This window comes from Citrobacter sp. Cpo091, assembly GCF_030332645.1.
GTDB lineage: Bacteria > Pseudomonadota > Gammaproteobacteria > Enterobacterales > Enterobacteriaceae > Citrobacter > Citrobacter portucalensis.
In genome coordinates this window covers 141,949-166,701 of record NZ_JAOWHL010000028.1, presented here as the reverse complement: position 1 = coordinate 166,701, position 24,753 = coordinate 141,949, and the positions used below count along the sequence as shown (strand labels likewise).

Sequence of the window (24,753 nt, the reverse complement as noted above, 5' to 3'; positions counted from 1 at the left end):
GCGTACTCGCGCCGGAGCACTTATGCTACACTGCGCACCTGTTTTTTTGCCGGTGGTACCAAGTGGCTTATTTTCCCGACGCCTTTCTGACTCAAATGCGTGAAGCAATGCCTTCCACGCTCTCATTCGATGAATTTCTCGCTGCCTGTCAGCGCCCGTTGCGCCGCAGCATTCGCGTCAATACGCTGAAAATCTCCGTTGCCGATTTCCTCGCGCTGACAGCACCTTACAACTGGTCTCTCACTCCGGTTCCCTGGTGTGCTGAAGGCTTTTGGATCGAGCGCGATGATGAAGAGTCAGTGCCGCTCGGCAGCACCGCAGAACATTTAAGTGGCCTGTTTTATATTCAGGAAGCCAGTTCAATGCTGCCAGTCGCAGCACTGTTCGCCGAAGGCAATACCCCGGAACGCGTAATGGATGTTGCGGCAGCCCCCGGCTCCAAAACCACGCAAATTGCCGCAAAAATGAATAATCGAGGCGCCATTCTGGCGAATGAGTTTTCTGCCAGTCGCGTCAAAGTCCTGCATGCCAATATCAGCCGTTGCGGGATAGCCAACGTCGCCCTGACCCATTTTGACGGACGCGTATTTGGCGCTGCGTTGCCGGAGTCATTTGATGCCATATTGCTCGACGCACCGTGTTCCGGTGAAGGTGTGGTGCGTAAAGACCCCGATGCGCTAAAAAACTGGTCTGTAGAAAGTAATCTGGAAATTGCCGCGACCCAGCGCGAATTACTCGACAGCGCCTTCCACGCCCTGCGTCCCGGTGGCACATTGGTTTACTCGACCTGTACGCTTAATCGTGACGAAAATGAAAATATCATGCAGTGGTTGATTGAGACCTACCCTGATGCCGTCGAGTTTTTACCTCTGGGCGATTTATTTCCGCAGGCCGAACGCGCCCTGACGCCGGAAGGATTCCTGCATGTATTCCCGCAGATTTACGATTGCGAAGGTTTCTTCGTTGCGCGTTTGCGCAAAATAGCTGCAATCCCTGCACTACCTGCGCCGAAGTACAAAGTCGGTAACTTCCCGTTTAGCCCGCTTAAAGGGCGCGAGTCTGCGCTTGTCACGCAAGCCGCGAGCGCTTGTGGACTGCAGTGGGAAGATAATTTGCGCCTGTGGCAGCGCGATAAAGAGATCTGGCTGTTCCCAACTGAAATTGAACCTCTGATTGGCAAGGTTCGCTTTTCTCGACTTGGGATCAAACTGGCCGAAACCCACAATAAAGGGTATCGCTGGCAGCATGAGGCCGTTATCGCCCTCGCCGACCCGAACCACAGCCATGCATTCGAACTGACCCTTGCCGAAGCGGAAGAGTGGTATCGCGGTAGAGATGTTTACCCGCAAACCGCACCGACGACTGATGACGTACTGGTTACGTTCCAGCATCAGCCGATCGGTCTGGCAAAACGCATTGGATCGCGACTGAAGAATAGCTACCCGCGCGATCTTGTCCGGGATGGCAAACTCTTTACGGGATAACGCACGTTTTTACTGGCGCTTTTGCTAACGTTGACTACGCTGAAAAATGGACGCCCTAACTGGTCGTACCACAACCAGCAAATTAACGGAGAGCACGATGATGAAAACCAGTGTGCGCATTGGCGCTTTTGAAATCGACGACGCCGAGTTACATGGCGAATCGCCGGGGGACCGAACGTTAACCATTCCGTGTAAATCCGATCCGGATTTATGTATGCAACTGGATGCCTGGGATGCCGACACCAGCGTCCCGGCCCTGTTGAACGGAGAACATTCAGTACTATTTCGCGAACACTACGATCGTAAGTCAGATGCCTGGATCATGCGCCTTGCCTGATTCAAAAAGAACCCGTCGCCAGACGGGTTATTTCTTGGTTAATTTCCCTCATCTATCAACATCTTCTACACTACAGGTATGGCTTTACCATTTGAGGATGGAATGTTCACGCTGGTTCTTTTTGTGTGCTATCTGGATGGCGGTTGTGAAGATATCGTGGTTGATGTCTACAAAACTGAGCAGCAGTGCCTGATATCGATGGACGATCAACGTATTCGTAACGGCGGATGTTTACCTGCGGACGACTACATCGACAGTTTCTGGCATCCGGCCCAGGAATACAGCGATTTTTGATTATTGCAGTTGTACCAGCGTTAACTCGCCGCCGAATACAGCACCGGTATCAATATAGTGTAGATTCTCGCGATCCAGCCGATGGCGCAACGGCGTGTGGCCAAACCAGAAGTGATCCGCGCCGTGAATCCCACAACCGTTGCGCATCAGCCTCGAACGGTCCCACAGCACGCGCTGTAAATCGATCTCTTTTAGCCACTGATAATCATCATCCGGGTAATCGGCATGAGCAATAACGTGTATACCGTTCTGACAATGCAGCTCCAGTATCCAGGGTAACTGCCAACACGCTTCAAGAGCAAATTTCGCTGCCGGTTGCTCCGCCTGCTCGAACCACGAGCCACCATTCATAAACCACATGAATTGATCCCCCGTCGCCAGCGCGTCCAGCGCCATCTGTTCATGATTCCCCCTGACCGCGACAATCCAGTGTTTACGCAGTAGTTTCAGACAACGCAAACTGTCTGGTCCACGGTCAATAACATCCCCCACTGAAACCAGCAAATCCTGCCAGGGATCAAAACGGTACTGGCGCAGCTTAGCCATCAGCATCGAGAAGCATCCGTGGATATCCCCAACCACCCAGACGTGACGCCACTGCGTACCGTCGATTCGTTGATAGATATTGCCAGGTCGTCCCATGTCGCCTCCAGAGTACAAGGGTACCTGATTATAATTTTAGCAATGTTGGTAAAAAAGCCTGGACGATCGTGGGCAGGAGTATGGTATGGTTTATGGAGAATGCAGCATGCAATACGCCGTGTTTTGCCCTGGATGGCATCGCATTCGCCACATAAAAAGAGACCGAATACGATTCCTGTATTCGGTCCAGGGAAATGGCTCTTGGGAGAGAGCCGTGCGCTAAAAGTTGGCATTAATGCAGGCTAAGTTACCCTGCCATTTAAGAATAGATGACAGCGCCAGGTTTTCCAGTCCGCGACTAAAGTGGCCGGAAAAAAAGGACGTTTGTTACGCATCCAAACGCAAAAACCGCAAGTTCTCCTGCGAGATGCTTGCGGTTTTTTATTGGAAATCAGAGCGCTACATCTGGCAATTAGCAGAGCTTTTCTGCACGCTCTACAAACGGTGCCAGGCTCATTTTTTCGCCCGGTTTCGCAGGATCATCGATCTGGATAATCTCGATCGGCTTTGCCGTGACTTTTCCGCTCTCCACCTGCTGTCTGGCGACATCATTCAACGGGTATTGCACCAGCGTACTGGGATTGATGACATACAGCGCGTTACCTGGACGGCAGGTCAGCATCACCTCTTCCCGATTAAACGCCCACTTATCTTTGCCAACCTCAAAACGGCTGACGGTAATGACCTGCGGCGCAGCCAGCGCGGTTCCGGTACTTGCCAGGAGTAATAAAGAGATAATGATTTTTTTCATGCGTTTCGCCAGTCCATCAATCAGAAAGGTTCAAGGGTTGCAAACAAGCTGACAATCGCCAGCACAACGGCTCCTATACCCCATTCCAGCTTGGTCATCCAAATAAAATAGAGAGTCATGCCGCGGTTATCCTGCCGCATGCGTGGTACCAGAACATACCGATTCACCAGCGCAATCGCCACCATTAACATGACCAGGGCACCTTTTAACAAAAGCAGTCGCCCGTAAGCCATGTGCCAGGGAACAAAAAAACCGACAATAAACAGCGCATTCATAATACCGGTTAGTAAAACACCGATAACGAAAAGATGCCCATAGCGTGAGAAGCGCATCATGGTACTGATGGCCTGTTCCCGCCAGCGACCTTGCGCCATTCGCATACAGTAAAGTACGGGCAGCAAACCGCCGAACCAGGCGGCAGCGCATACCAAATGTAAGGCGTGGTTAACCTGCTGGATTGCGCCAGGGATACCGCTGTGCAGCGTCGCATGTCCGACGCCAGCCAGCAAAATAAACTGCGCAATTGTCAGCATTAACAGCAGTCGCGGCATACTGCGCGGAACCATGATGGTCACCACCAGCGTGACCAACGCGAGGATAATCTGCCATAACCAGACGCCGCCAAATTGCGTTTGCAACACGGCGAGCCAAACATCTGGAGAGACAACATCCCTCCAGCCTGAGCCCATTAACCCACCCTGAATCGCCAGCATCAGCGTCGCGCTGATAAAGCTCCACGTTGCAGCATGCCGTTGCAGACGTAAAAAACGACGCATCATTAAACGACGAACCGAAACGGGGGCCAGCCATGCGCCGTAAAGCGCACAGCCAAACACCAGCATCAAAGCGGTAAAATGGATAAACCGTAGTGCAACCCAGGTAAATGCCAGCATTGGTTATTTCACGCTAAAGGTATATTGCCCCTTCGTCTTGTGACCATCCACGGAGACAACGTGCCAGTCGACCGTATATTTTCCTGCTTCAAGCGTTTGATCAAGCGGAACAATCAGCTGCGTTTTGTCCTGCTCACTGCGCGATGCCTTGCCCGTTTTGATCTGTTCTTTGTTAGGACCGGTCAGCGTTGCACCGCTGAATCCCGGCTCTACGCCTTCAGAAAAATTCAGCGTCAACGCCTGAGGAGATGCCGCCACTTCAGCGTTAGCCGCCGGACTTTGTTTTGTGAGGTGGGCATGCGCCAATGCCGCAGGTGTTGCCAGAACGCTGGCGAGTACGATGAGCGCGTTGCGAAGCATAGATGCAGATGAAGCCATTTCAACTATTCCTTTTTGTTATGTCTAACCTGTAGAGAATAACCTTCTACAATGGTCGAGTCGAGAATCATCATTTCTGTCTTGCCATTAACGCACACTCTTAGTAACTTTGCGCGCCGAAAGACAGAGAAAAGGAGAAGCCCATGAACATCAATCTGGCCAAACTTGAGCAAGCGGAAATGGATAAGGTCAATGTCGATCTGGCTGCGGCTGGAGTGGCATTTAAGGAGCGATACAATATGCCCGTTGTTGCAGAAGTTGTTGAACGCGAACAGCCAGAGCATTTACGCGACTGGTTCCGCGAAAGACTCATCGCGCACCGCCTGGCATCCGTTTCGCTTTCACGTTTACCATACGAGCCTAAAGTTAAATAAAACTTATATTACGTTACGATTCCTTACATGACGCCTGCTACAGTATAAGCATATTCTTAATCCACATATTAAGGATGGTTGTAGACACTATGAAAAGGAAATCATTATGTCATACTGGAAAATCGCAGCAGCACAATACGAACCTCTTCACACCTCAGTTACCGAACATGTCGCGCATCACCTGCAATTCATTCATGCGGCAGCTCAATGCCAATGTGAATTGCTGGTCTTCCCTTCCCTCTCATTGCTGGGTTGTGTTGATGAGAATGACGCGCTTCCTGCCCCACCCGATGAAGCGCTGTTAGAACCTCTCGCACATGCCGCCGCGACTTATCGCATGACGATAATTGCGGGACTACCGGTAGAACATAACAACCAGTTCGTGAAAGGCATTGCGCTTTTCTCTCCCTGGATGACTTCGCCATTAACCTTCCATCAGAGCCACGGGGCTTGTATTGCCAGACAGCGAAATGCCATCAGCGTTGTAGATAGCCAACCGGAAGGCATTGATATCGACCCGGCTTATTCGCTGTTCACCAGCTGCCAGTCAGTCAGTGAACCGGAACTGCTCTCCTCTACATCTCGTCTACAAAGTTTCTCACATAAATTCGCCATCGCGGTATTAATGGCCAATGCGCGGGGTAGCAGTGCGTTATGGGATGAACGAGGTCGATTGATTGTTCGCGCAGACAGCGGTTCGTTACTGTTAACCGGCCAACGCACGCCACGGGGTTGGCAAGGTGATATCATTCCATTACGCTAGTCGTTTTGGATCAGGAGCATGGCATGTTGCGCATAATAGATACAGAAACCTGTGGTCTACAGGGAGGCATTGTTGAAATTGCTTCTGTCGACGTGGTTGATGGAAAAATAGTCAACCCCATGAGCCACCTGGTACGCCCCGACCGCCCCATCAGCCCACAGGCGATGGCTATCCATCGCATTACTGAAGCAATGGTGGCCGATAAGCCATGGATTGAAGACGTCATCCCGCAGTATTACGGCAGCGAATGGTACGTTGCGCACAATGCCAGCTTTGACCGCCGCGTATTGCCCGATATGCCCGGGGAATGGATTTGCACCATGAAGCTTTCCCGTCGGTTGTGGCCGGGGATCAAATACAGCAACATGGCGCTATATAAATCGCGCAAGCTGAGCGTCCAGACGCCAGCGGGTCTCCACCATCACCGCGCCCTGTACGATTGCTACATCACTGCGGCACTGCTGATCGACATCATGCAGACGTCAGGCTGGACAGCCGATCAAATGGTCGATATTACCGGCCGTCCCGCGTTACTCACTACTTTCACTTTTGGTAAGTACCGCGGAAAACCGGTATCAGAAGTAGCTGAACGGGATCCGGGCTATCTGCGCTGGTTATTTAATAACCTTGACAATATGAGCCCGGAACTGCGATTAACGCTAAAACACTATTTGGATCACGCCTGAGCAGGCAGCGTTCCCTGCGCCAGTCCAATCAAAAAAGCGTACTCAAGGGCCACGCCTTCGTAAGATTTAAAACGCCCGGATTTACCGCCGTGTCCGGAATCCATATCCGTGCAAAGTAGCAGCAAACGATCGTCTGTTTTCAGCTCACGCAGTTTTGCCACCCATTTTGCCGGTTCCCAGTATTGCACCTGGGAGTCGTGTAATCCCGTCGTAACCAGCAGATGCGGATAATCCTGTGCTGTAACATTGTCATACGGGCTGTAGCTTTTCATATAGGTGTAATACTCTTCGTCCTGCGGATTACCCCACTCTTCAAACTCACCGGTCGTCAGGGGAATTGATTCATCGAGCATTGTGGTTACCACATCGACAAACGGCACCTGAGCAATAACACCATGGAAGCGTTCCGGGCGTTCATTAATGGCGACGCCCATTAACATGCCTCCGGCGCTTCCGCCCATGCCATAACATAACTCAGGCGCGCCATAGCCCATTTTTAGCAACGCATCACAGACGTCGAGGTAATCATTAAAAGTATTTTTCTTGTGCAGAAACTTACCGTCCTCGTACCACTGTTGTCCTAATTCACCACCACCACGCACATGGGCAATAGCATAAACAAAGCCACGATCCAGTAAGCTCAAACGGCTGCTGCTGAAATCGGCATCCATGCTGGCGCCATATGATCCATAGCCATAAACCAGTAACGGATTTTTTCCTTTCAGAAAATACTTTTGATGATAAACCAGCGAAACCGGAACCTCGGTGCCATCACGCGCAGTTATCCATAGGTGTTCGCTACGGTAATTCGCCGCATCAAATCCGGGGACCTCCGTCTGCTTAAGCACACGACGTTCCCCGGTGTCCATATCCAGTTCAAACAACGTGTCCGGGGTGGTCATGGAGGAATAGCCATAGCGCAGACGCGATGTCTCCGGCTCTGGATTATAGGCAAGCCAGGTCACATAAGCCGGATCGTCAAAGGCGATCCCGACCACTTCGCGCGTTTTACGATTAATCTGTCGTAGGCTGGTTAAGCCCCGCTGACGCTCTTCTACCACCAGCCAGTCAGTGAATAGCGTAAAGCCCTCGAGCATCACGTTGTCGCGCGCAGGGATCAGCGTCTCCCAGGCTTGCTCATCACGAACGCGGGTACGGTACAGGCCAAAATTTTTCCCCTGACGGTTGGAGCGCAGATAAAAATTGTGTTGATAGTGATCGAGACTGTATTCATGGTCTTTGCGTCTCGCTAAAAAGACCAACGGTTCGGCATCCGCCAGTTCTGCGTCAAGCAGTAAAACCTCACTGGTGGTCGCGCTGGCGATATGAATAACCACATAATGTAGCGAGGTGGTTTTATGCAGGCTGACATAAAACATATCATCGGCTTCTTCATACACCAGCTCATCCAGTGACGATGGCGAGCCGACCGTATGTCGCCACACCTGATACGGCAATAACGTTGTTTCGTGCTTGCGCACGTAATAGAAAGTCTGAGAATCATTCGCCCAGACCAGATCCGCTTCGACGTTTTCCAGCACTTCCGGATACCAGTTGCCGCTTTGCAGGTTGCGAAAACGCACGCCATATTGCCGGCGAGAGAGATAATCTTCCGCCAGCGCCATGATGGTGTTATCCGGAGATATCGCTAGTCCTCCCAGCGTATAAAACTCGCTGTGTGCCGCGCGCTGGTTCCCATCCAACAGAGTATCCCAATCATCCCACTCTTCACTGAGGGCAGACTGACGCTGATAAATAGCATATTCGCACCCCGGTTCATAAATATGCCGGTAGCGATAACCATTCTTCACATAGGGGGCGGAAGCATCCTGAGGCGGGATACGGTCGATAATCTCTTTCAGGACGCGCTCCTGCAAAGCCTGCTGCGAGGCCATAACCTGGCGGCCATACGCATTTTCTTGTTGCAGATAATCCAGCACTTCTGGCTGCGAGCGGGTGTCATCTCGCAGCCAGTAATAATTATCAACACGAGTATCGCCATGCTGCGTCATGGCGTGGGGAATACGAGAAGCTTTTGGTAGCATGTCATTGTTCTTTTGCTTAAACATCCTATAAGGGTGGCAAAAGACAGCAATGATGCAAGCGAAACATGCACCTTAGCGGTAAGTAATTAACCCGGTAAAGCCTGTTTTTGTTCTTTGAGATCCTGTTCAATACCTTCACGAACATCCTGCGGGATCTTCAACGCATCGCCCAGCGCATTGAGATAGCTACGCTCCATAAAGTGGTCGATATCAATCGCCGCACAGCTCAGGAAGTAAATTTCTAGCGCTTCTTCTTCGTTGCGGATCCCTTGCGCCAGGCGCTGGGGATCTAACGGTTGTTCAATGGCTCGTTCAATCAGAACGCGCCCCTGCTCTTCCACGCCCGCTTCACGAAGCTGCTGCTCAATGGCCGCTCGTTCTTTAGCATCAATATGACCGTCGCTTTTCGCCGCAAAAACCAGCGCCAGGATCAGACGTTCAGTTCGCTCATCCAGCGGTGAGCTTTGTACACCGAACTGCGGCTCATCCTGATGCGCAGCGCGAACTTTATCTTTGTATTTGTTCCATAACACGGTACCGGCAACCGCACCGCCGCCCACCAGAAGCGCGCTGGTGCCGTATTTACTCAGTAATTTACGTGAAGATTTGTTGGCAACCAGTAATCCTGCCAGACCGCCTAACGCGCCCGGAACCAGAAGTTTACTCAGCCCTTGTTCGCCAGAAGATGACGCGGAGGATCCTTTTTGCCCAAGAAGAGATTGTAGTTGATTTAGCCAGTTAGCCATTTTGCCCCTCAAGTACAGACGAATAATCATCAAAGCGTACCCGAGGGGATGTCAGGAAGTGTTCAGGTCATCAAAAGATGTGCAAATACCTTCGTTATTGCGGCTTATACTCCGCCGTTCCGGCCTTGCAGTCGACTTTTACCTGATAGTGAATATCCGCGCTTTTACCGCGAACCGTCAGGGGAACTGACCATTTCCCGTCTTTGCCCGTAATATCGGGCGTGTTGACCCAGGCGACAGGGTCGGCTTGCCCGACGAGTTTTTGATCGTCAGCCCAGCGCGCGATGCGATTTTGCTGATAGTCACGTTTCACGCTTGCCGCAATACCGTCAGCATCCAGTCCTTCGCACTTGGGGAACTGAACATTCTTGCTTTCCATATTTGCCGCAAATACCGATACGCTGGCAGACAATAACAGCAGGCTCAATAACGCTCTTTTTTTATACATTCTTTTCTCCTTAATCTCCCCTTCGTCCTTCAGGTTGCCTGCGGCAACGTGAAATAACGTCAGAGATTGCACAATGATTCAGGGAAAAGCATGGTACAAAACGTCAGGAGCGCAAGTCGTTTCAGGCAGCCTGAGTATCATCCTCAGTGTGTGCATCGTTTTCGACAGCCTGTGGCGAAGGCAGCTTGCCGTTTTTCAGAATGGCGCTCAGCACATCTTTTTGCTCAGCCAGCCACAGGGAAAGAGCTTCACGCTGCTCGTCTTCGAGCGCTACCGGCGATTGCTCCAGCCATGTGTCGAGCAGATCTGCTGTATCCAGCATTTTGTCATACGCATCGGCTTCCTTTTTGCTGGTAAACGACATTTTTTCCTCACCTTCCCGAATGACTACGTATTTAACTTCAACCGCCATTTTTGCAGCCTCTTAAATTACCTGTATTTATGTACAGTATATTCTTTTTAAGCCCTGAAATCAACCTGGTAATAAAGACAGACGCAAACGTTTTCGTATATACTGCGCCCAGATAAAACAGGGGATTAATTTATGACGTTATTAGGCACAGCGCTGCGTCCCGCAGCAACGCGAGTGATGTTATTAGGTTCAGGTGAACTGGGTAAAGAAGTGGCGATTGAATGCCAACGCCTGGGTGTGGAAGTCATTGCCGTGGATCGTTACCCCGACGCGCCAGCCATGCACGTTGCCCATCGCTCCTACGTAATTAACATGCTGGATGGCGAGGCATTACGCCAGCTTGTCGAACGTGAAAAACCACATTACATCGTGCCGGAAATAGAGGCGATTGCCACGGATATGCTGATCAAACTGGAACAGGAAGGTCAACACGTTGTGCCTTGCGCACGAGCGACCCAACTGACCATGAACCGGGAAGGAATCCGTCGCCTCGCAGCCGAAGAATTGTCTTTACCCACATCATCTTTCCGTTTTGCAGACACCGAAACACGATTTCGTGAGGCCGTTGCCGAAATCGGCTATCCCTGCATTGTGAAGCCGGTAATGAGTTCCTCCGGGAAGGGGCAGAGCTTTATCCGTTCAGCCGATCAGCTCACCGAGGCGTGGAACTATGCTCAACAGGGAGGCCGGGCAGGCGCCGGACGCGTTATCGTCGAAGGCGTAGTGAATTTTGATTTTGAAATCACCCTGCTAACCGTCAGCGCCGTTGATGGTGTGCATTTCTGCGCGCCGGTAGGTCATCGCCAGGAAGATGGCGATTATCGCGAGTCCTGGCAGCCGCAGCAGATGAGTGACCTGGCGCTGGCGCGCGCGCAGGAGATTGCCCGCAAGGTGGTACTGGCGCTGGGCGGTCACGGACTGTTTGGCGTGGAGCTGTTTGTCTGCGGTGATGAGGTGATTTTCAGCGAAGTCTCCCCTCGCCCTCACGACACGGGTATGGTGACCTTAATTTCGCAGGATCTGTCTGAGTTTGCCCTGCACGTACGTGCATTTCTCGGTCTGCCCGTTGGCGAAATCCGCCAGTATGGACCTTCTGCTTCCGCCGTTATTCTGCCGCAACTTACCAGCCAGAATATCACGTTTGATAACGTGCAAGCCGCTGTAGGTGCGGGTATGCAAGTGCGTTTCTTTGGCAAGCCGGAAATCGACGGGAGCCGTCGTCTGGGCGTTGTGCTGGCCACAGCGCAGAGCATTGAAGATGCGGTGATACGCGCAAAAGACGCAGCCGCACAGGTGAAAGTCGCAGGATAAAAACCAGACCCGTAGGCCGGATAAAGCATTGACGCCGTATCCGACCTACGGTTTACGCATTAACGGCTTACTGCTTCGCGCCTTCTACTGCTTCACGAGCCAGCTTGGTAATACGATCGTAATCACCCGCTTCCAGCGCATCCGCCGGAACCAGCCAGGAACCACCGATGCACAGCACGCTTTTCAGTGCCAGGTAGTCACGGTAGTTCGCCGGAGAGATACCGCCGGTTGGGCAGAAACGCACCTGAGAGAACGGACCCGCAATTGCCTGCAGCGCTTTGGTACCACCATTTGCTTCAGCAGGGAAGAATTTGAACTCTTTCAAACCGTAGTCCATACCCAGCATCAGTTCAGACACGGTGCTGATACCAGGGATCAGCGGAATAGTGCCTTCCGTTGCGGCTTTCAGCAGCGGCTCGGTCAGGCCCGGGCTGATAGCAAACTGTGCACCGGCTTCGGTCACTTCAGCCAGCTGTTGTGGATTCAGTACAGTACCTGCGCCAACGATAGCGTCTGGAACTTCTTTGGCGATCGCGCGAATGGCATCCATCGCACATGCGGTACGTAAGGTCACTTCCAGAACGCGCACGCCGCCTGCAACCAGCGCTTTTGCCATCGGCACTGCGTGTTCCAGTTTATTAACCACGATAACCGGTACAACCGGGCCAGTGGTCAGGATTGCTTCTGCACTTGTCTTCCAGTTTTTCATCAGAGTTTTCTCTCGCCTGATTACAAAATAAGTCTTAAAAAGTGATACAGGTTGCGCCCTGTTCCGCACCGGACAGCTTTTCACGCAACGCGCTGAACATTTCACGGCCTGTGCCCACGCGCGATGCGCTGAGGTCAGGAATGTGAGGCTGACGAGAAGCAAGTTCCTCTTCATCAACCAGCAGCGTCAATTCACCTGTCTGTCCATTCACACGAATGATGTCGCCATCGCGTACTTTTGCCAGTAGCCCGCCATCATAGGCTTCTGGGGTTACATGGATTGCTGAAGGCACTTTACCTGAAGCACCTGAAAGTCGTCCATCGGTAACTAACGCAATTTTGAAACAACGGTCCAATAATACACCAAGTGGCGGCATGAGTTTATGTAATTCTGGCATTCCGTTTGCTTTTGGTCCCTGATGGCGCACAACGACTACGCAATCACGGTCGAGCAGTCCCGCATCGAAGGCCGGCAATACATCATGCTGACTTTCAAAAACAACCGCGGGCGCTTCAATTACCTGATTTTCTACCGGAACCGCCGACGTTTTCATCACAGCACGTCCGAGGTTACCGCTCAGCACTTTGGTACCGCCGTGGTGGGAGAATGGCTGATCGATGGTAGCAATCACATTGCTGTCCAGCGACTTCGCCGCCCCTTCACGCCAGTCCAGCTCACCATCGTTGAGCCAGGGTTCCATGGTGTAACGAGACAAACCAAACCCGGCAACGGTGTTCACATCTTCATGCAGCAGACCCGCGTTCAGCAGTTCGCGCATTAACACCGGCACGCCACCCGCTGCCTGGAAGTGGTTAATATCTGCCGGACCATTCGGATACAGACGCGCCATCAACGGCACGATATCGGACAGATCGGAGAAGTCGTCCCAGTTAATCAGAATCCCGGCTGCACGCGCCACCGCAACCAGGTGCATTGTATGGTTGGTTGACCCCCCGGTCGCCAGCAGCGCGACAATACCGTTCACCACTACTTTTTCATCGATCATTTTACCGATCGGCATCCATTCATTGCCGTTGCCGGTCAGACGCGTTACCTGACGAGCAGCCGCGGCGGTCAACGCTTCGCGCAGCGGGGCATCCGGGTGTACGAATGAGGACCCTGGCAGTTGCATCCCCATAAACTCCACCACCATCTGGTTGGTGTTTGCGGTGCCATAGAACGTACAGGTCCCCGGTGCGTGATAAGACGCCGCTTCGGATTCAAGCAGCGCCATGCGATCGACTTTGCCTTCAGCATACAGCTGACGGATACGCACTTTTTCTTTGTTCGCCAGACCGCTCGCCATCGGGCCGGAGGGAATAAAGATCGAAGGCAGATGACCAAATGACAGTGCCGCCATCACCAGACCCGGGACAATTTTGTCGCACACGCCAAGGAATAACGCGCCGTCGAACATATTGTGTGAGAGGCCGACAGCAGCCGACATCGCAATCACTTCGCGACTCAGCAACGAAAGCTCCATCCCATCCTGTCCCTGGGTCACACCGTCGCACATCGCAGGAACACCGCCAGCGACCTGGCCTACCGCATTGGCTTCATGCAGCGCTTTACGAATGATGTCCGGATAATGTTCGTACGGCTGATGCGCGGAAAGCATGTCGTTATAGGAGGTAATGATCGCGATATTGTTACGCAGCATGCTTTTCAGCGAGGCCTTGTCATCCGGCTGGCAGGCAGCAAAACCATGCGCCAGGTTACCGCACGCCAGCTGTGAACGATGAACGGTAGTCGATTTCGCTTGTTCAATACGGGCAAGGTAGGCGGAACGCGTGTCGCGAGAACGTTCGACAATACGTTTTGTTACGCGTAACAAATTCGGATTCATAGAGGCTCCTAAAATTTATCTGTCAGAGCGTTGGATCAACAATGTGTTTCAGTTGGGTTAAAAGCAGCTGAATCGCTTGTTAGCCGTAGCTCAGGGGCAAAATCGTTTCAGGCAGTGTAATAAAAAAAGCCCCGCGGGTGAATCCACGCGGAGCTTAAAAGTGCAAAAATTATTCTACAATCTGTGTTAGATCATGTTACCGGTAAAATAACACCTATGGGCTAGATGATATTTTACTCGAATTCGTTCCAGGAACGACCATCACGGGTAATCATGGCCACAGAAGCAACCGGTCCCCAGGTGCCTGCCTGATACGGCTTCGGCGCGTCGTTGTCCATCGCCCAGGCTTCGGTAATGGAGTCGACCCACTTCCATGCTTCTTCAACTTCATCACGGCGCACAAACAGCGCCTGAATGCCGCGCATCGTTTCAAGCAGCAGGCGCTCGTAGGCGTCGGCAAGGTGCGTCTGGTTGAAGGTTTCTGAATAGCTCAGATCAAGCTTGGTAATTTGCAGATTATGCTTGTGATCCAGACCCGGCACTTTGTTCAGTACCTGGATATCGACACCTTCATCAGGCTGCAAACGGATGGTCAGCTTGTTCTGCGGTAGATCCTGCCAGGACTCTCTGAACAGATTCAGCTCAGGCGTTTTGAAGTAAACCACCACTTCAGAGCACTTGGTCGGTAAACGCTTACCGGTACGCAGGTAGAACGGTACGCCCGCCCAGCGCCAGTTATCGATATCCACACGGATCGCCACAAACGTTTCCGTGTTGCTGCTCTTGTTCGCGCCTTCTTCTTCCAGGTATCCCGGAACTTTTTTGCCCTGGGCAAAACCGGCGGTGTACTGACCACGAACTGTCTTTTCACGTACGTTCGAACGATCGATACGACGCAGTGATTTCAGTACTTTCACTTTTTCATCACGGATGCTGTCTGCGCTCAGATCGGACGGCGGAGACATCGCGATCATGCACAGGATCTGCAGCAGGTGGTTCTGGATCATGTCGCGCATTTGACCGGCCTGGTCAAAGTAGCCCCAGCGCCCTTCAATGCCCACTTCTTCCGCCACGGTAATTTCTACGTGGTCGATAGTGCGGTTATCCCAGTTATTCACAAACAGGGAGTTGGCAAAACGCAGTGCCAACAGGTTCAGTACCGTCTCTTTGCCGAGATAGTGGTCGATGCGGTAAACCTGGCACTCTTCGAAATACTCGCCAACCTGATCGTTGATTTCACGGGATGTAGCCAGTGACGTGCCCAGCGGTTTTTCCATCACCACGCGGGCAGGCTTAGCATTCAGCTTTGCTTCACCCAGACCTTTGCAGATCGCGCCAAAGGTGCTCGGCGGCATTGCGAAATAGTTGATGGTGGTACGCGATTTTTGATCCAGCATTTTGCCCAGACGCTTAAACGCGGCGGTGTCGTTGACGTCCAGGTTACAAAACTCAAGACGACCGCTGAGGGTTTCCCACAAACTTTCATCAATTTTTTCTTTCATGAAGGTTTCGAGCGCTTCGCGCACAACCTTGGTATAGGCTGCTTTGTCCCAGTCGGCACGCCCAACCCCAATGATGCGGGTATCCGGGTTAATCTGGCCGGCCTTTTCCAGTTGATACAGGGAAGGCAGCAATTTCCGTCGCGCCAGGTCGCCCTTCGCGCCGAAAATGACCAGATCACATGCCTGGGCTGTTTGCGTTACCGCCATGTCATTCTCCTCAATTAAGTGCCTGGTGCTTTTGCCAGACACTGGTTGTAATTTTATTACAGTGCACTGTACTGCTTTTACGTGAATCCGGAAACCGTAAACGCTTATCCAGCCGTGCTGTTACCGCGAACAGCCGCTTTATTGGCGTATAACCCATCAAAATGGATAAAAAAGTCGTCTTTTTCGTACCCATGAAGAAGTATGAAAATCCGACTCCGATCATGTAATGAAAAAAAACAACAACTATTTTGTCCATTTTGCCCCGTTGCTGCACTAGCAGGGGTACTATCTACCAGAGTTACCACTCGATTTCCCCTTATCGTTGAAATCGTTTTTGCCCATGACCCATGAGTCTACCTACATCATGAATATGCTGGAAAAAATCCAGTTAAAACTGGAACATTTGAGCAAGTCAGAGCGTAAAGTCGCCGACATTATTCTTGCCTCTCCCGAGCGGGCAATTCACTCAAGCATCGCTGCGCTTGCTGTAGAAGCCAACGTCAGCGAACCGACGGTGAACCGTTTCTGTCGTAGCATGGATACGCGCGGCTTCCCTGATTTTAAACTGCATCTGGCACAAAGTCTGGCAAATGGTACCCCTTATGTTAATCGCAATGTGGATGAGGATGACAGCGTAGAATCTTATACGGGGAAAATCTTCGAATCGGCGATGGCAAGCCTTGACCACGTTCGTCAGTCGCTGGATAACGCGGCGGTAAACCGGGCGGTAGATTTGTTAACCCAGGCGAAGAAAATCGCCTTCTTTGGTTTAGGTTCTTCCGCCGCGGTCGCACACGACGCGATGAACAAATTTTTCCGCTTTAACGTACCGGTAATCTATTCCGACGACATTGTCCTGCAACGGATGAGTTGTATGAATTGTAGCGACGACGACGTCATTGTGCTTATTTCTCATACTGGAAGAACCAAAAGTCTGGTTGAACTGGCGCAGTTAGCAAGGGAAAACGACGCTATGGTTATCGCCCTCACCTCTCCCGGCACGCCACTGGCGCGTGAAGCCACGCTGGCTATTACCCTCGATGTACCGGAAGATACTGACATTTATATGCCCATGGTCTCTCGACTTGCTCAACTGACCGTGATAGATGTGCTGGCTACAGGATTTACTTTGCGCCGAGGGGCAAAATTTAGAGATAACTTGAAGCGTGTCAAGGAAGCGCTCAAGGAATCGCGTTTTGATAAAGAATTACTCATCAAGAGTGATGACCGCTAAAAGCAATAACAATGTTCTACCCTTTTATCATCCGGGTCGTTCATTTTACCGTTAATGTTTGAGAACGGCCGGATTAATGTTCACGCAACACCTAGTTGTTTCAGTCAACGGAGTATTACATGTCCAGAAGGCTTCGCAGAACCAAAATCGTTACCACGTTAGGCCCGGCAACTGACCGCGATAACAACCTTGAGAAGATTATCGCCGCGGGTGCGAACGTCGTACGTATGAACTTTTCCCACGGCTCTCCAGAAGATCACAAACTGCGGGCGGATAAGGTCCGTGAAATTGCCGCAAAACTGGGACGTCATGTAGCTATTTTGGGTGACCTGCAGGGACCTAAAATCCGCGTATCTACCTTTAAAGAAGGTAAAGTTTTTCTTAATGTTGGCGACAAGTTCCTGTTAGACGCCAACCTCGGTAAAGGCGAAGGCGACAAAGAAAAAGTCGGTATTGATTATAAGGGACTGCCTGCAGACGTCGTGCCTGGCGATATCCTGCTGCTCGACGACGGTCGCGTACAGCTTAAAGTGCTGGAAGTTCAGGGCATGAAAGTTTTCACCGAAGTCACTGTCGGTGGCCCGCTGTCCAATAACAAGGGCATCAACAAACTGGGCGGCGGTCTCTCTGCTGAAGCCCTGACCGAAAAAGACAAAGCCGACATCATTACCGCTGCGCAAATCAGCGTTGACTATTTGGCTGTCTCCTTCCCGCGCTGCGGCGAAGATCTAAACTATGCCCGCCGTCTGGCGCGCGACGCCGGTTGCGATGCGAAAATTGTCGCCAAGGTAGAACGTGCAGAAGCCGTCTGCGACCAGAATGCGATGGATGACATCATCCTGGCTTCTGACGTAGTGATGGTAGCCCGTGGCGACCTGGGTGTTGAAATCGGTGACCCTGAGCTGGTAGGTATTCAGAAAGCGTTGATTCGCCGTGCGCGTCAGCTGAACCGTGCGGTCATCACCGCCACACAGATGATGGAGTCGATGATCACCAACCCAATGCCGACTCGTGCGGAAGTGATGGACGTGGCTAACGCCGTCCTCGACGGCACCGATGCCGTAATGCTCTCTGCCGAAACAGCAGCAGGTCAGTACCCGGCGGAAACCGTCGCGGCAATGGCGCGCGTTTGCCTGGGTGCAGAGAAGATCCCAAGCATCAACGTCTCTAAACACCGCCTTGACGTGCAGTTTGATAACGTTGAAGAAGCGATTGCGATGTCAGCGATGTACGCTGCTAACCACCTGAAAGGGGTCACCGCTATCATCGCTATGACGGAGTCTGGTCGTACTGCGCTGATGACTTCTCGTATCAGTTCCGGTCTGCCAATTTTCGCGATGTCTCGTCATGAACGTACGCTGAATCTGACCTCTCTGTATCGCGGTGTCACCCCGGTTCACTTTGACAGCGAAACAGATGGCGTCGTTGCCGCCAATGAAGCAGTGAACCTGCTGCGCGATAAAGGCTATCTGGTTTCCGGCGATCTGGTGATCGTGACACAGGGCGATGTGATGAGCACCATTGGCTCAACTAACACCACGCGTATCCTGACCGTCGAGTAACACCAGAGTTTGATGTAAAAAAGCCTCTCGTTTGAGAGGCTTTTTTTTATTTCTTCGGATAGAGATCTTTGCGCTTATAGGGCTCAATCTCGCCGGGTTTACGCGTCTTAAGCAGTTTCAGTATCCAGGTGTATTGTTCGACATGAGGCGTGACAAAAATCTCCACCTCTTCGTTCATTCGTCTGGCAATGGTGTGGTCATCCGCTGTCAGGATGTCATCCATCGGAGGACGGACCTTAATCGTAAGGCGGTGAGTTTTACCGTCATACACCGGAAACAGCGGCACTACACGCGCGTGGCAGACCTTCATCAAGCGACCAATTGCCGGTAACGTTGCTTTATAGGTAGCAAAAAAATCGACAAACTCGCTGTGCTCAGGCCCGTGGTCCTGATCCGGGAGGTAGTATCCCCAATATCCCTGACGTACAGACTGAATAAACGGTTTGATGCCATCATTACGCGCATGTAATCGACCTCCGAAACGACGGCGTACCGTGTTCCAGACGTAATCAAATACCGGGTTTCCCTGATTGTGGAACATTGCTGCCATTTTCTGTCCCTGGGAAGCCATCAGCATCGCCGGGATATCTACGCCCCAGCCATGAGGAACAAGAAAAATCACTTTTTCATCGTTGCGACGCATCTCTTCGATGATTTCAAGACCCTGCCAGTCAACCCGATTCTGAATTTTCTCCGGCCCGCGCAGGGCGAGTTCCGCCATCATGACCATCGCCTGAGGGGCGGTCGCGAACATCTCATCAACAATGGCTTCGCGCTCAGCTTCGCTGCGTTCAGGAAAACAAAGGGATAAATTGATCAGCGCTCTGCGACGTGAGCTTTTTCCCAAGCGTCCAACCATCCGTCCGAGCTTTGCCAGAATAGGATCGCGAAATGACGCTGGCGTTAACGCAATCCCAGCTATCGCCGCTACACCCAGCCAGGCGCCCCAGTAGCGCGGATGGCGAAATGATTTATCAAACTCAGGGATATACTCAATATTCTTTTTTTTCGTTTCCATGCTCTTCCAGTGTCTGGTGCCGCGAAAAGTAAATCTGCTGATAGTGTAGCGGCGCACCGTGCGCCGTACAAAATAAAAAAGCCGGCACGCATCGCGTACCGGCTTTATCAGTGTGCTAATTAATCAAAACGTAGCTGAGGCATAACTTCTTTCACCTGCGCCAGATAATCGGTGCGATCCGAGCCGGTCAGACCTTCTGTACGCGGCAGTTTCGCAGTCAGAGGGTTCACGGCCTGCTGGTTGATCCACACTTCGTAGTGCAGATGCGGACCTGTTGAACGCCCGGTGTTACCTGACAGCGCGATACGATCGCCACGTTTCACTTTTTGACCTGGTTTCACCAATAGCTTACGCAGGTGCATATAACGGGTGGTGTAGGTACGACCATGACGAACCGCAACATAGTATCCGGCAGCGCCGCTACGCTTCGCTACAACCACTTCACCATCGCCTACCGACAGTACCGGCGTCCCCTGCGGCATCGCAAAGTCGACACCTTTGTGCGGCGCTACGCGTCCAGTCACCGGATTCAGGCGACGCGGGTTAAAGTTCGAGGAGATGCGGAACTGTTTCGCCGTCGGGAAACGCATGAAGCCTTTCGCCAGCCCGGTACCGTTACGGTCATAGAACTTACCGTCTTCAGCACGGATGGCGTAATAGTCTTTGCCTTCAGAACGTAAACGCACGCCCAGCAGCTGGCTTTGCTCGCGCTTACCGTCCAGCATTTCGCGAGACATCAGCACTGAGAACTCATCGCCTTTTTTCAGTTTGCGGAAATCCATCTGCCACTGCATGGCCTTAATCACTGCGCTGATTTCAGAGCTGGTCAGTCCGGCCTCTTTGGCGCTGGCGACGAAGCTTCCGCCCACCGTGCCTTTGATACGGCTGTTAACCCAATCGCCCTGCTGCATTTCGCTGCTCATTTTGAAACCTGTCGCAGTGCGATCGTAAGTGCGGGTTTCACGGCGGGACACTTCCCAGGTCAGACGCTGCAGGTCACCTTCCGCGCTTAAGGTCCAGGATAACTGCTGACCAATTTTCAGATTGCGTAGTTCTTTATCGGAAGCAGCGAGCTGACTGATGTCGCCCATATCGATGCCGTACTGATTCAGAATACTGCTCAGCGTATCGCCTGTGGAGACGACATACTCATGCACGCCGGCTTCACCAGACGTTTTGTCATCCAGTTCATCCTGCGGAATGGCTTCGTCTTCCTGCGCGGCCTGATCGATAGGTTCACTGGCCTCAGGCAACAGTGAACGAATCTCGCTTTTTTCCAGCTCGATAGTTTTAACGATGGGTGCAGAATCGGGATGGTAAACATAAGGCCGCCAGACGGCGACGGCCAATGTCAGTACGGTAAGCGACCCCAGCATAACGCGATGGGGTCGCGGCAGATTATTAAATGCCAGAGCGACAGAGCGGGCTATCTGTTGCACGTATTCACTTCCTCATTAATCTCCTTTCAGGCAGCTCGCATACTGGTTGGCTAATTGGTTCAAAAACGCTGAATAGCTTGTTTTACCCAGTTTGATATTCGTTCCGAGCGGATCCAACGTTCCCATTCGAACGGATGTCCCTCTCGCGACGGCTTCAACGACCGCTGGCCTGAACTGTGGCTCAGCAAAAACGCAGGTTGCTTTTTGCTCAACCAACTGTGTTCTTATTTCATGTAAACGCTGCGCACCAGGTTGAATCTCAGGGTTCACGGTAAAGTGACCAAGCGGTGTTAGTCCGTAGTGTTTTTCGTAGTAGCCATAGGCGTCATGAAAAACGAAATAACCTTTTCCCTTGAGCGGTGCGAGCTCGTTACCTACCTGCTTATCGGTTGCGGCTAATTGTGCCTCAAAATCCTTCAGGTTGGCGTCAAGTTTGGCTCGACTTTGCGGCATAAGTTCCACTAATTTTTCATGGATTGCAACCGCTGAGGCCCGCGCTATCTCTGGGGAAAGCCAAAGATGCATGTTGTAATCGCCATGATGGTGATGCTCGTCACTTTTTTCACCGCCAGCATCATTGTGTCCATGATCGTCATCGTCGTCATCGGCACCTTTCATGAGTAACGGTTTCACGTCATTGAGCTGCGCAATCGTTACCTGTTTCGCGTTAGGAATATTCTTGACTGACTTTTCCATAAACGCTTCCATCTCAGGTCCAATCCAAACAACTAAGTCCGCGCCCTGTAAGCGTTTTACGTCTGATGGACGCAGTGAATAGTCATGTTCGGAAGCCCCGTCAGGCAGGAGAACCTCAGTGTCTGTTACCCCGTCTGCAATGGCTGAAGCAATAAACCCCAGCGGCTTGAGTGAGGCCACCACAGCGGCATTTGCTGCCTGTGTTGCACTACCCCAAAGAGCAGCGGATAATGCTGCGAAAAGAAGCGTATTTTTATGTAACATAATGCGACCAATCATCGTAATGAATGTAAGAAATGTGATATTATAACATTCTATAACTTCTGCAAGACTAAAATTGATATGACGACTTTGGTTTCACTGGAAAATGTCTCGGTCTCTTATGGTCAACGCCGCGTCCTGTCTGACGTATCGCTTGAACTTCGACCCGGTAAAATTTTAACGCTTCTCGGCCCAAATGGCGCCGGGAAGTCTACGCTGGTGCGCGTTGTATTAGGGCTGGTAGCGGCTGATGAGGGAGTAATCAAGCGTAATGGTCAATTGCGGATTGGCTATGTACCGCAAAAACTGTACCTCGATACTACGCTGCCACTGACGGTAAGTCGGTTTATGCGCTTACGTCCCGGTACCAAAAAAGAGGATATCCTTCCGGCACTGAAGCGCGTTCAAGCCGGGCATCTGATGGATGCACCGATGCAAAAGCTCTCTGGCGGGGAAACACAACGCGTCCTGTTGGCCCGTGCTTTATTGAATAAACCTCAGCTACTGGTGCTCGATGAACCAACCCAGGGCGTGGATGTCAATGGGCAGGTCGCACTGTACGACCTTATCGACCAGTTGCGACGTGAACTGGATTGCGCCGTGCTGATGGTTTCCCATGACCTGCATCTGGTGATGGCCAAAACCGATGAGGTACTGTGCCTGAACCATCATATTTGCTGTTCCGGTGCGCCGGAAGTGGTTTCTATGCACCCGGAATTCATCTCAATGTTCGGGCAACGCGGCGCCGAACAACTCGGAATTTACCGTCATAATCACAATCACCGCCACGATTTACAGGGTCGTATCGTCTTACGCCGGGGAAATGGTCACTCATGATTGAATTGTTATTACCCGGCTGGTTAGCTGGGATCATGCTGGCCTGTGCCGCTGGCCCACTCGGCTCGTTTGTAGTCTGGCGTCGAATGTCTTATTTCGGTGATACGCTGGCCCACGCTTCGCTGCTGGGGGTCGCCTTTGGCCTGCTGCTGGACGTAAACCCTTTCTATGCGGTTATCGCCGTCACCCTGTTGCTGGCTGGCGGTCTGGTATGGCTGGAGAAGCGCCCTCACCTTGCGATCGATACCTTGCTGGGTATTATGGCGCACAGCGCATTGTCATTGGGGCTGGTTGTTGTCAGCCTGATGTCCAACATCCGTGTGGATCTGATGGCTTACCTGTTTGGTGATTTGCTCGCCGTGACGCCAGAAGATCTTATCTCCATCGCCATCGGCGTGGTTATTGTTCTGGCGATTCTGTTCTGGCAGTGGCGTAACCTGCTGTCGATGACCATCAGTCCGGATCTGGCATTTGTCGATGGCGTGAAGCTGCAACGCGTGAAGCTGCTGCTGATGCTGGTTACGGCGTTAACGATTGGCGTGGCGATGAAGTTTGTCGGGGCGCTGATTATCACCTCACTGCTTATCATCCCTGCGGCGACCGCCCGTCGCTTTGCCCGTACGCCGGAGCAGATGGCTGGGGTTGCCGTTGGAGTGGGAATGATAGCGGTTACAGGCGGGCTGACCTTCTCGGCCTTCTATGACACCCCGGCAGGTCCTTCCGTGGTGCTGTGCGCCGCGCTGCTGTTTATTTTCAGCATGATGAAAAAGCAAGCGAGCTAAGCATGCGTTGCCCGGTGGCGCTGCGCTTACCGGGCCTACAAAATCGCCCAGGCCTGATGAGCGTCGCGACATCAGGCATTAAGGCATCTGTGGCGGTGTAATGCCAAAATGGTTCCAGGCGCGCACGGTTGCCATACGTCCACGCGGCGTACGTTGTAGAAAACCTTGCTGAATCAGATACGGCTCCAGCACGTCCTCAATGGTTTCACGCTCTTCCCCAATCGCCGCTGCCAGGTTATCCAGTCCTACCGGCCCGCCAAAGAATTTATCGATAACCGCCAGCAGCAGCTTACGGTCCATATAATCGAATCCTTCCGCATCCACATTGAGCATATCCAGCGCCTGGGCGGCAATATCAGCCGAAATCGTGCCGTCATGCTTCACTTCAGCGAAATCGCGTACCCGGCGTAATAAACGGTTGGCGATACGCGGCGTACCGCGGGCGCGGCGTGCCACTTCCAGCGCGCCTTCATCGCTCATTTCCAGGCCCATAAAACGCGCACTGCGTCCTACAATGTGCTGCAGGTCAGCCACCTGATAGAATTCCAGGCGCTGCACAATACCAAAACGGTCACGCAGCGGAGAGGTTAACGACCCGGCGCGCGTCGTCGCCCCGATTAGCGTAAACGGCGGCAGATCGATCTTAATCGAACGGGCAGCCGGTCCTTCACCAATCATGATATCCAGCTGATAATCTTCCATCGCCGGATACAGCACCTCTTCCACCACCGGTGACAGACGATGAATTTCATCGATAAACAGCACATCGTGGGGTTCAAGGTTGGTAAGCATTGCCGCCAGATCACCCGCTTTTTCCAGTACCGGACCGGACGTGGTGCGCAGATTAACGCCCATTTCATTGGCGACAATATTGGCAAGCGTAGTTTTACCAAGACCAGGAGGACCGAAAATCAGCAGGTGATCGAGAGCATCACCGCGCAGCTTCGCCGCCTGGATAAAAATCTCCATTTGCGAACGAACCTGAGGCTGGCCAATATACTCTTCCAGCAATTTTGGGCGAATCGCACGATCCACCAGATCTTCAGGGGTAGTGCTGACAGCCGAAATCAGGCGATCTGCTTCAATCATCCGTTAC

26 protein-coding genes are annotated in these 24,753 nt (G+C 52.2%); 11 read left to right on the top strand and 15 right to left on the bottom strand.

Going from position 1 to position 24,753, the window contains the following annotated elements:
• Nucleotides 1-62 precede the first annotated feature (62 nt).
• From rsmF to OGY04_RS04310, 3 genes are all read left to right on the top strand, one after another.
• Nucleotides 63-1,484 carry a 16S rRNA (cytosine(1407)-C(5))-methyltransferase RsmF gene (gene rsmF / locus OGY04_RS04320; RefSeq protein ID WP_075551255.1) on the top strand — a complete coding sequence of 474 codons (1,422 nt, stop codon included), beginning with the start codon at nt 63-65 and terminating at the stop codon, nt 1,482-1,484.
• 100 nt (nt 1,485-1,584) lie between these two features.
• On the top strand, nt 1,585-1,821 hold the full coding sequence (locus OGY04_RS04315) for a YebV family protein (protein WP_029139506.1): 237 nt from the start codon (nt 1,585-1,587) through the stop codon (nt 1,819-1,821).
• A gap of 102 nt (nt 1,822-1,923) precedes the next feature.
• Entirely contained in the window at nt 1,924-2,115 is a 192-nt protein-coding gene (locus tag OGY04_RS04310) for a YdfD/YebW family protein (protein WP_003034941.1), read from the top strand.
• Here OGY04_RS04310 and pphA read toward each other — a convergent pair whose 3' ends face one another.
• The 4 genes from pphA to yobA all read right to left on the bottom strand — a co-directional run bounded on the left by pphA (nt 2,116) and on the right by yobA (nt 4,779).
• A complete protein-coding gene (gene pphA / locus OGY04_RS04305; protein WP_286584837.1) occupies nt 2,116-2,757 on the bottom strand; it encodes a protein-serine/threonine phosphatase in 642 nt (213 codons plus the stop codon).
• Between the two features lie 412 nt (nt 2,758-3,169).
• Nucleotides 3,170-3,508 (bottom strand): YebY family protein, encoded by a 339-nt coding sequence (locus tag OGY04_RS04300; protein WP_048235206.1) that lies wholly within the window; start codon nt 3,506-3,508, stop codon nt 3,170-3,172.
• A gap of 20 nt (nt 3,509-3,528) precedes the next feature.
• Entirely contained in the window at nt 3,529-4,401 is an 873-nt protein-coding gene (copD, locus tag OGY04_RS04295; RefSeq protein WP_286584836.1) for a copper homeostasis membrane protein CopD, read from the bottom strand.
• A 3-nt stretch (nt 4,402-4,404) separates the two neighbouring features.
• Nucleotides 4,405-4,779, bottom strand: a complete 375-nt coding sequence (gene yobA / locus OGY04_RS04290) for a CopC domain-containing protein YobA (protein ID WP_003833799.1) — start codon at nt 4,777-4,779, stop codon at nt 4,405-4,407.
• Nucleotides 4,780-4,922: 143 nt separating this feature from the next.
• Here yobA and OGY04_RS04285 point away from each other — a divergent pair, with 143 nt between their 5' ends.
• The 3 genes from OGY04_RS04285 to exoX all read left to right on the top strand — a co-directional run bounded on the left by OGY04_RS04285 (nt 4,923) and on the right by exoX (nt 6,602).
• Nucleotides 4,923-5,153 carry a DNA polymerase III subunit theta gene (locus OGY04_RS04285; RefSeq protein ID WP_003034925.1) on the top strand — a complete coding sequence of 77 codons (231 nt, stop codon included), beginning with the start codon at nt 4,923-4,925 and terminating at the stop codon, nt 5,151-5,153.
• 106 nt (nt 5,154-5,259) lie between these two features.
• Complete coding sequence (locus OGY04_RS04280) at nt 5,260-5,916, top strand: carbon-nitrogen hydrolase family protein (protein WP_286584834.1); 657 nt, start codon at nt 5,260-5,262, stop codon at nt 5,914-5,916.
• A gap of 23 nt (nt 5,917-5,939) precedes the next feature.
• Nucleotides 5,940-6,602 carry an exodeoxyribonuclease X gene (gene exoX / locus OGY04_RS04275; RefSeq protein WP_003833802.1) on the top strand — a complete coding sequence of 221 codons (663 nt, stop codon included), beginning with the start codon at nt 5,940-5,942 and terminating at the stop codon, nt 6,600-6,602.
• On the opposite strand, the gene ptrB is transcribed toward exoX, so the two are convergent.
• The 4 genes from ptrB to yebG all read right to left on the bottom strand — a co-directional run bounded on the left by ptrB (nt 6,593) and on the right by yebG (nt 10,253).
• Nucleotides 6,593-8,647 (bottom strand): oligopeptidase B, encoded by a 2,055-nt coding sequence (ptrB, locus tag OGY04_RS04270; protein ID WP_286584832.1) that lies wholly within the window; start codon nt 8,645-8,647, stop codon nt 6,593-6,595. The two genes, exoX and ptrB, sit on opposite strands and share 10 nt — an antisense overlap.
• Nucleotides 8,648-8,733: 86 nt before the next feature.
• Nucleotides 8,734-9,393: a tellurite resistance TerB family protein gene (locus OGY04_RS04265; protein WP_079939893.1), complete on the bottom strand. Its 660-nt coding sequence runs from the start codon at nt 9,391-9,393 to the stop codon at nt 8,734-8,736.
• A 94-nt stretch (nt 9,394-9,487) separates the two neighbouring features.
• Nucleotides 9,488-9,841, bottom strand: coding sequence for a protein YebF (gene yebF, locus OGY04_RS04260; RefSeq protein WP_284884162.1), 354 nt, complete (start codon nt 9,839-9,841; stop codon nt 9,488-9,490).
• Nucleotides 9,842-9,962: 121 nt separating this feature from the next.
• Nucleotides 9,963-10,253 carry a DNA damage-inducible protein YebG gene (gene yebG, locus OGY04_RS04255; protein WP_032943780.1) on the bottom strand — a complete coding sequence of 97 codons (291 nt, stop codon included), beginning with the start codon at nt 10,251-10,253 and terminating at the stop codon, nt 9,963-9,965.
• Between the two features lie 132 nt (nt 10,254-10,385).
• Here yebG and purT point away from each other — a divergent pair, with 132 nt between their 5' ends.
• A complete protein-coding gene (purT, locus tag OGY04_RS04250) occupies nt 10,386-11,564 on the top strand; it encodes a formate-dependent phosphoribosylglycinamide formyltransferase (RefSeq protein ID WP_079934737.1) in 1,179 nt (392 codons plus the stop codon).
• A gap of 67 nt (nt 11,565-11,631) precedes the next feature.
• On the opposite strand, the gene kdgA is transcribed toward purT, so the two are convergent.
• The 3 genes from kdgA to zwf all read right to left on the bottom strand — a co-directional run bounded on the left by kdgA (nt 11,632) and on the right by zwf (nt 15,828).
• Nucleotides 11,632-12,273, bottom strand: coding sequence for a bifunctional 4-hydroxy-2-oxoglutarate aldolase/2-dehydro-3-deoxy-phosphogluconate aldolase (gene kdgA, locus OGY04_RS04245; RefSeq protein WP_003034901.1), 642 nt, complete (start codon nt 12,271-12,273; stop codon nt 11,632-11,634).
• Nucleotides 12,274-12,307: 34 nt separating this feature from the next.
• Nucleotides 12,308-14,119, bottom strand: coding sequence for a phosphogluconate dehydratase (gene edd, locus OGY04_RS04240; RefSeq protein WP_286584828.1), 1,812 nt, complete (start codon nt 14,117-14,119; stop codon nt 12,308-12,310).
• Nucleotides 14,120-14,352: 233 nt separating this feature from the next.
• Nucleotides 14,353-15,828 carry a glucose-6-phosphate dehydrogenase gene (gene zwf, locus OGY04_RS04235; protein ID WP_003833817.1) on the bottom strand — a complete coding sequence of 492 codons (1,476 nt, stop codon included), beginning with the start codon at nt 15,826-15,828 and terminating at the stop codon, nt 14,353-14,355.
• A 364-nt stretch (nt 15,829-16,192) separates the two neighbouring features.
• Between zwf and OGY04_RS04230 the strand changes: the two genes are divergently transcribed.
• Nucleotides 16,193-17,062, top strand: coding sequence for a MurR/RpiR family transcriptional regulator (locus tag OGY04_RS04230; protein ID WP_003034893.1), 870 nt, complete (start codon nt 16,193-16,195; stop codon nt 17,060-17,062).
• 119 nt (nt 17,063-17,181) lie between these two features.
• The gene (pyk, locus tag OGY04_RS04225) at nt 17,182-18,624 is read left to right on the top strand and encodes a pyruvate kinase (protein ID WP_003034890.1); all 1,443 of its coding nucleotides are present in this window, start codon (nt 17,182-17,184) and stop codon (nt 18,622-18,624) included.
• 46 nt (nt 18,625-18,670) lie between these two features.
• Here the strand turns inward: pyk and lpxM are convergent, their stop codons facing one another.
• From lpxM to znuA, 3 genes are all read right to left on the bottom strand, one after another.
• A complete protein-coding gene (gene lpxM / locus OGY04_RS04220) occupies nt 18,671-19,642 on the bottom strand; it encodes a lauroyl-Kdo(2)-lipid IV(A) myristoyltransferase (RefSeq protein ID WP_071446178.1) in 972 nt (323 codons plus the stop codon).
• 119 nt (nt 19,643-19,761) lie between these two features.
• Nucleotides 19,762-21,081, bottom strand: a complete 1,320-nt coding sequence (gene mepM, locus OGY04_RS04215; protein ID WP_003833825.1) for a murein DD-endopeptidase MepM — start codon at nt 21,079-21,081, stop codon at nt 19,762-19,764.
• A 15-nt stretch (nt 21,082-21,096) separates the two neighbouring features.
• Nucleotides 21,097-22,041, bottom strand: a complete 945-nt coding sequence (znuA, locus tag OGY04_RS04210) for a zinc ABC transporter substrate-binding protein ZnuA (RefSeq protein ID WP_048225779.1) — start codon at nt 22,039-22,041, stop codon at nt 21,097-21,099.
• Nucleotides 22,042-22,119: 78 nt separating this feature from the next.
• Between znuA and znuC the strand changes: the two genes are divergently transcribed.
• Both znuC and znuB read left to right on the top strand, forming a co-directional pair.
• A complete protein-coding gene (gene znuC / locus OGY04_RS04205) occupies nt 22,120-22,875 on the top strand; it encodes a zinc ABC transporter ATP-binding protein ZnuC (protein ID WP_003833829.1) in 756 nt (251 codons plus the stop codon).
• Complete coding sequence (znuB, locus tag OGY04_RS04200) at nt 22,872-23,657, top strand: zinc ABC transporter permease subunit ZnuB (RefSeq protein WP_003034874.1); 786 nt, start codon at nt 22,872-22,874, stop codon at nt 23,655-23,657. Before znuC ends, znuB begins: the two co-directional genes overlap by 4 nt.
• 78 nt (nt 23,658-23,735) lie before the next feature.
• Here znuB and ruvB read toward each other — a convergent pair whose 3' ends face one another.
• Nucleotides 23,736-24,746: a Holliday junction branch migration DNA helicase RuvB gene (ruvB, locus tag OGY04_RS04195; protein ID WP_003034872.1), complete on the bottom strand. Its 1,011-nt coding sequence runs from the start codon at nt 24,744-24,746 to the stop codon at nt 23,736-23,738.
• Nucleotides 24,747-24,753: the final 7 nt, after the last annotated feature.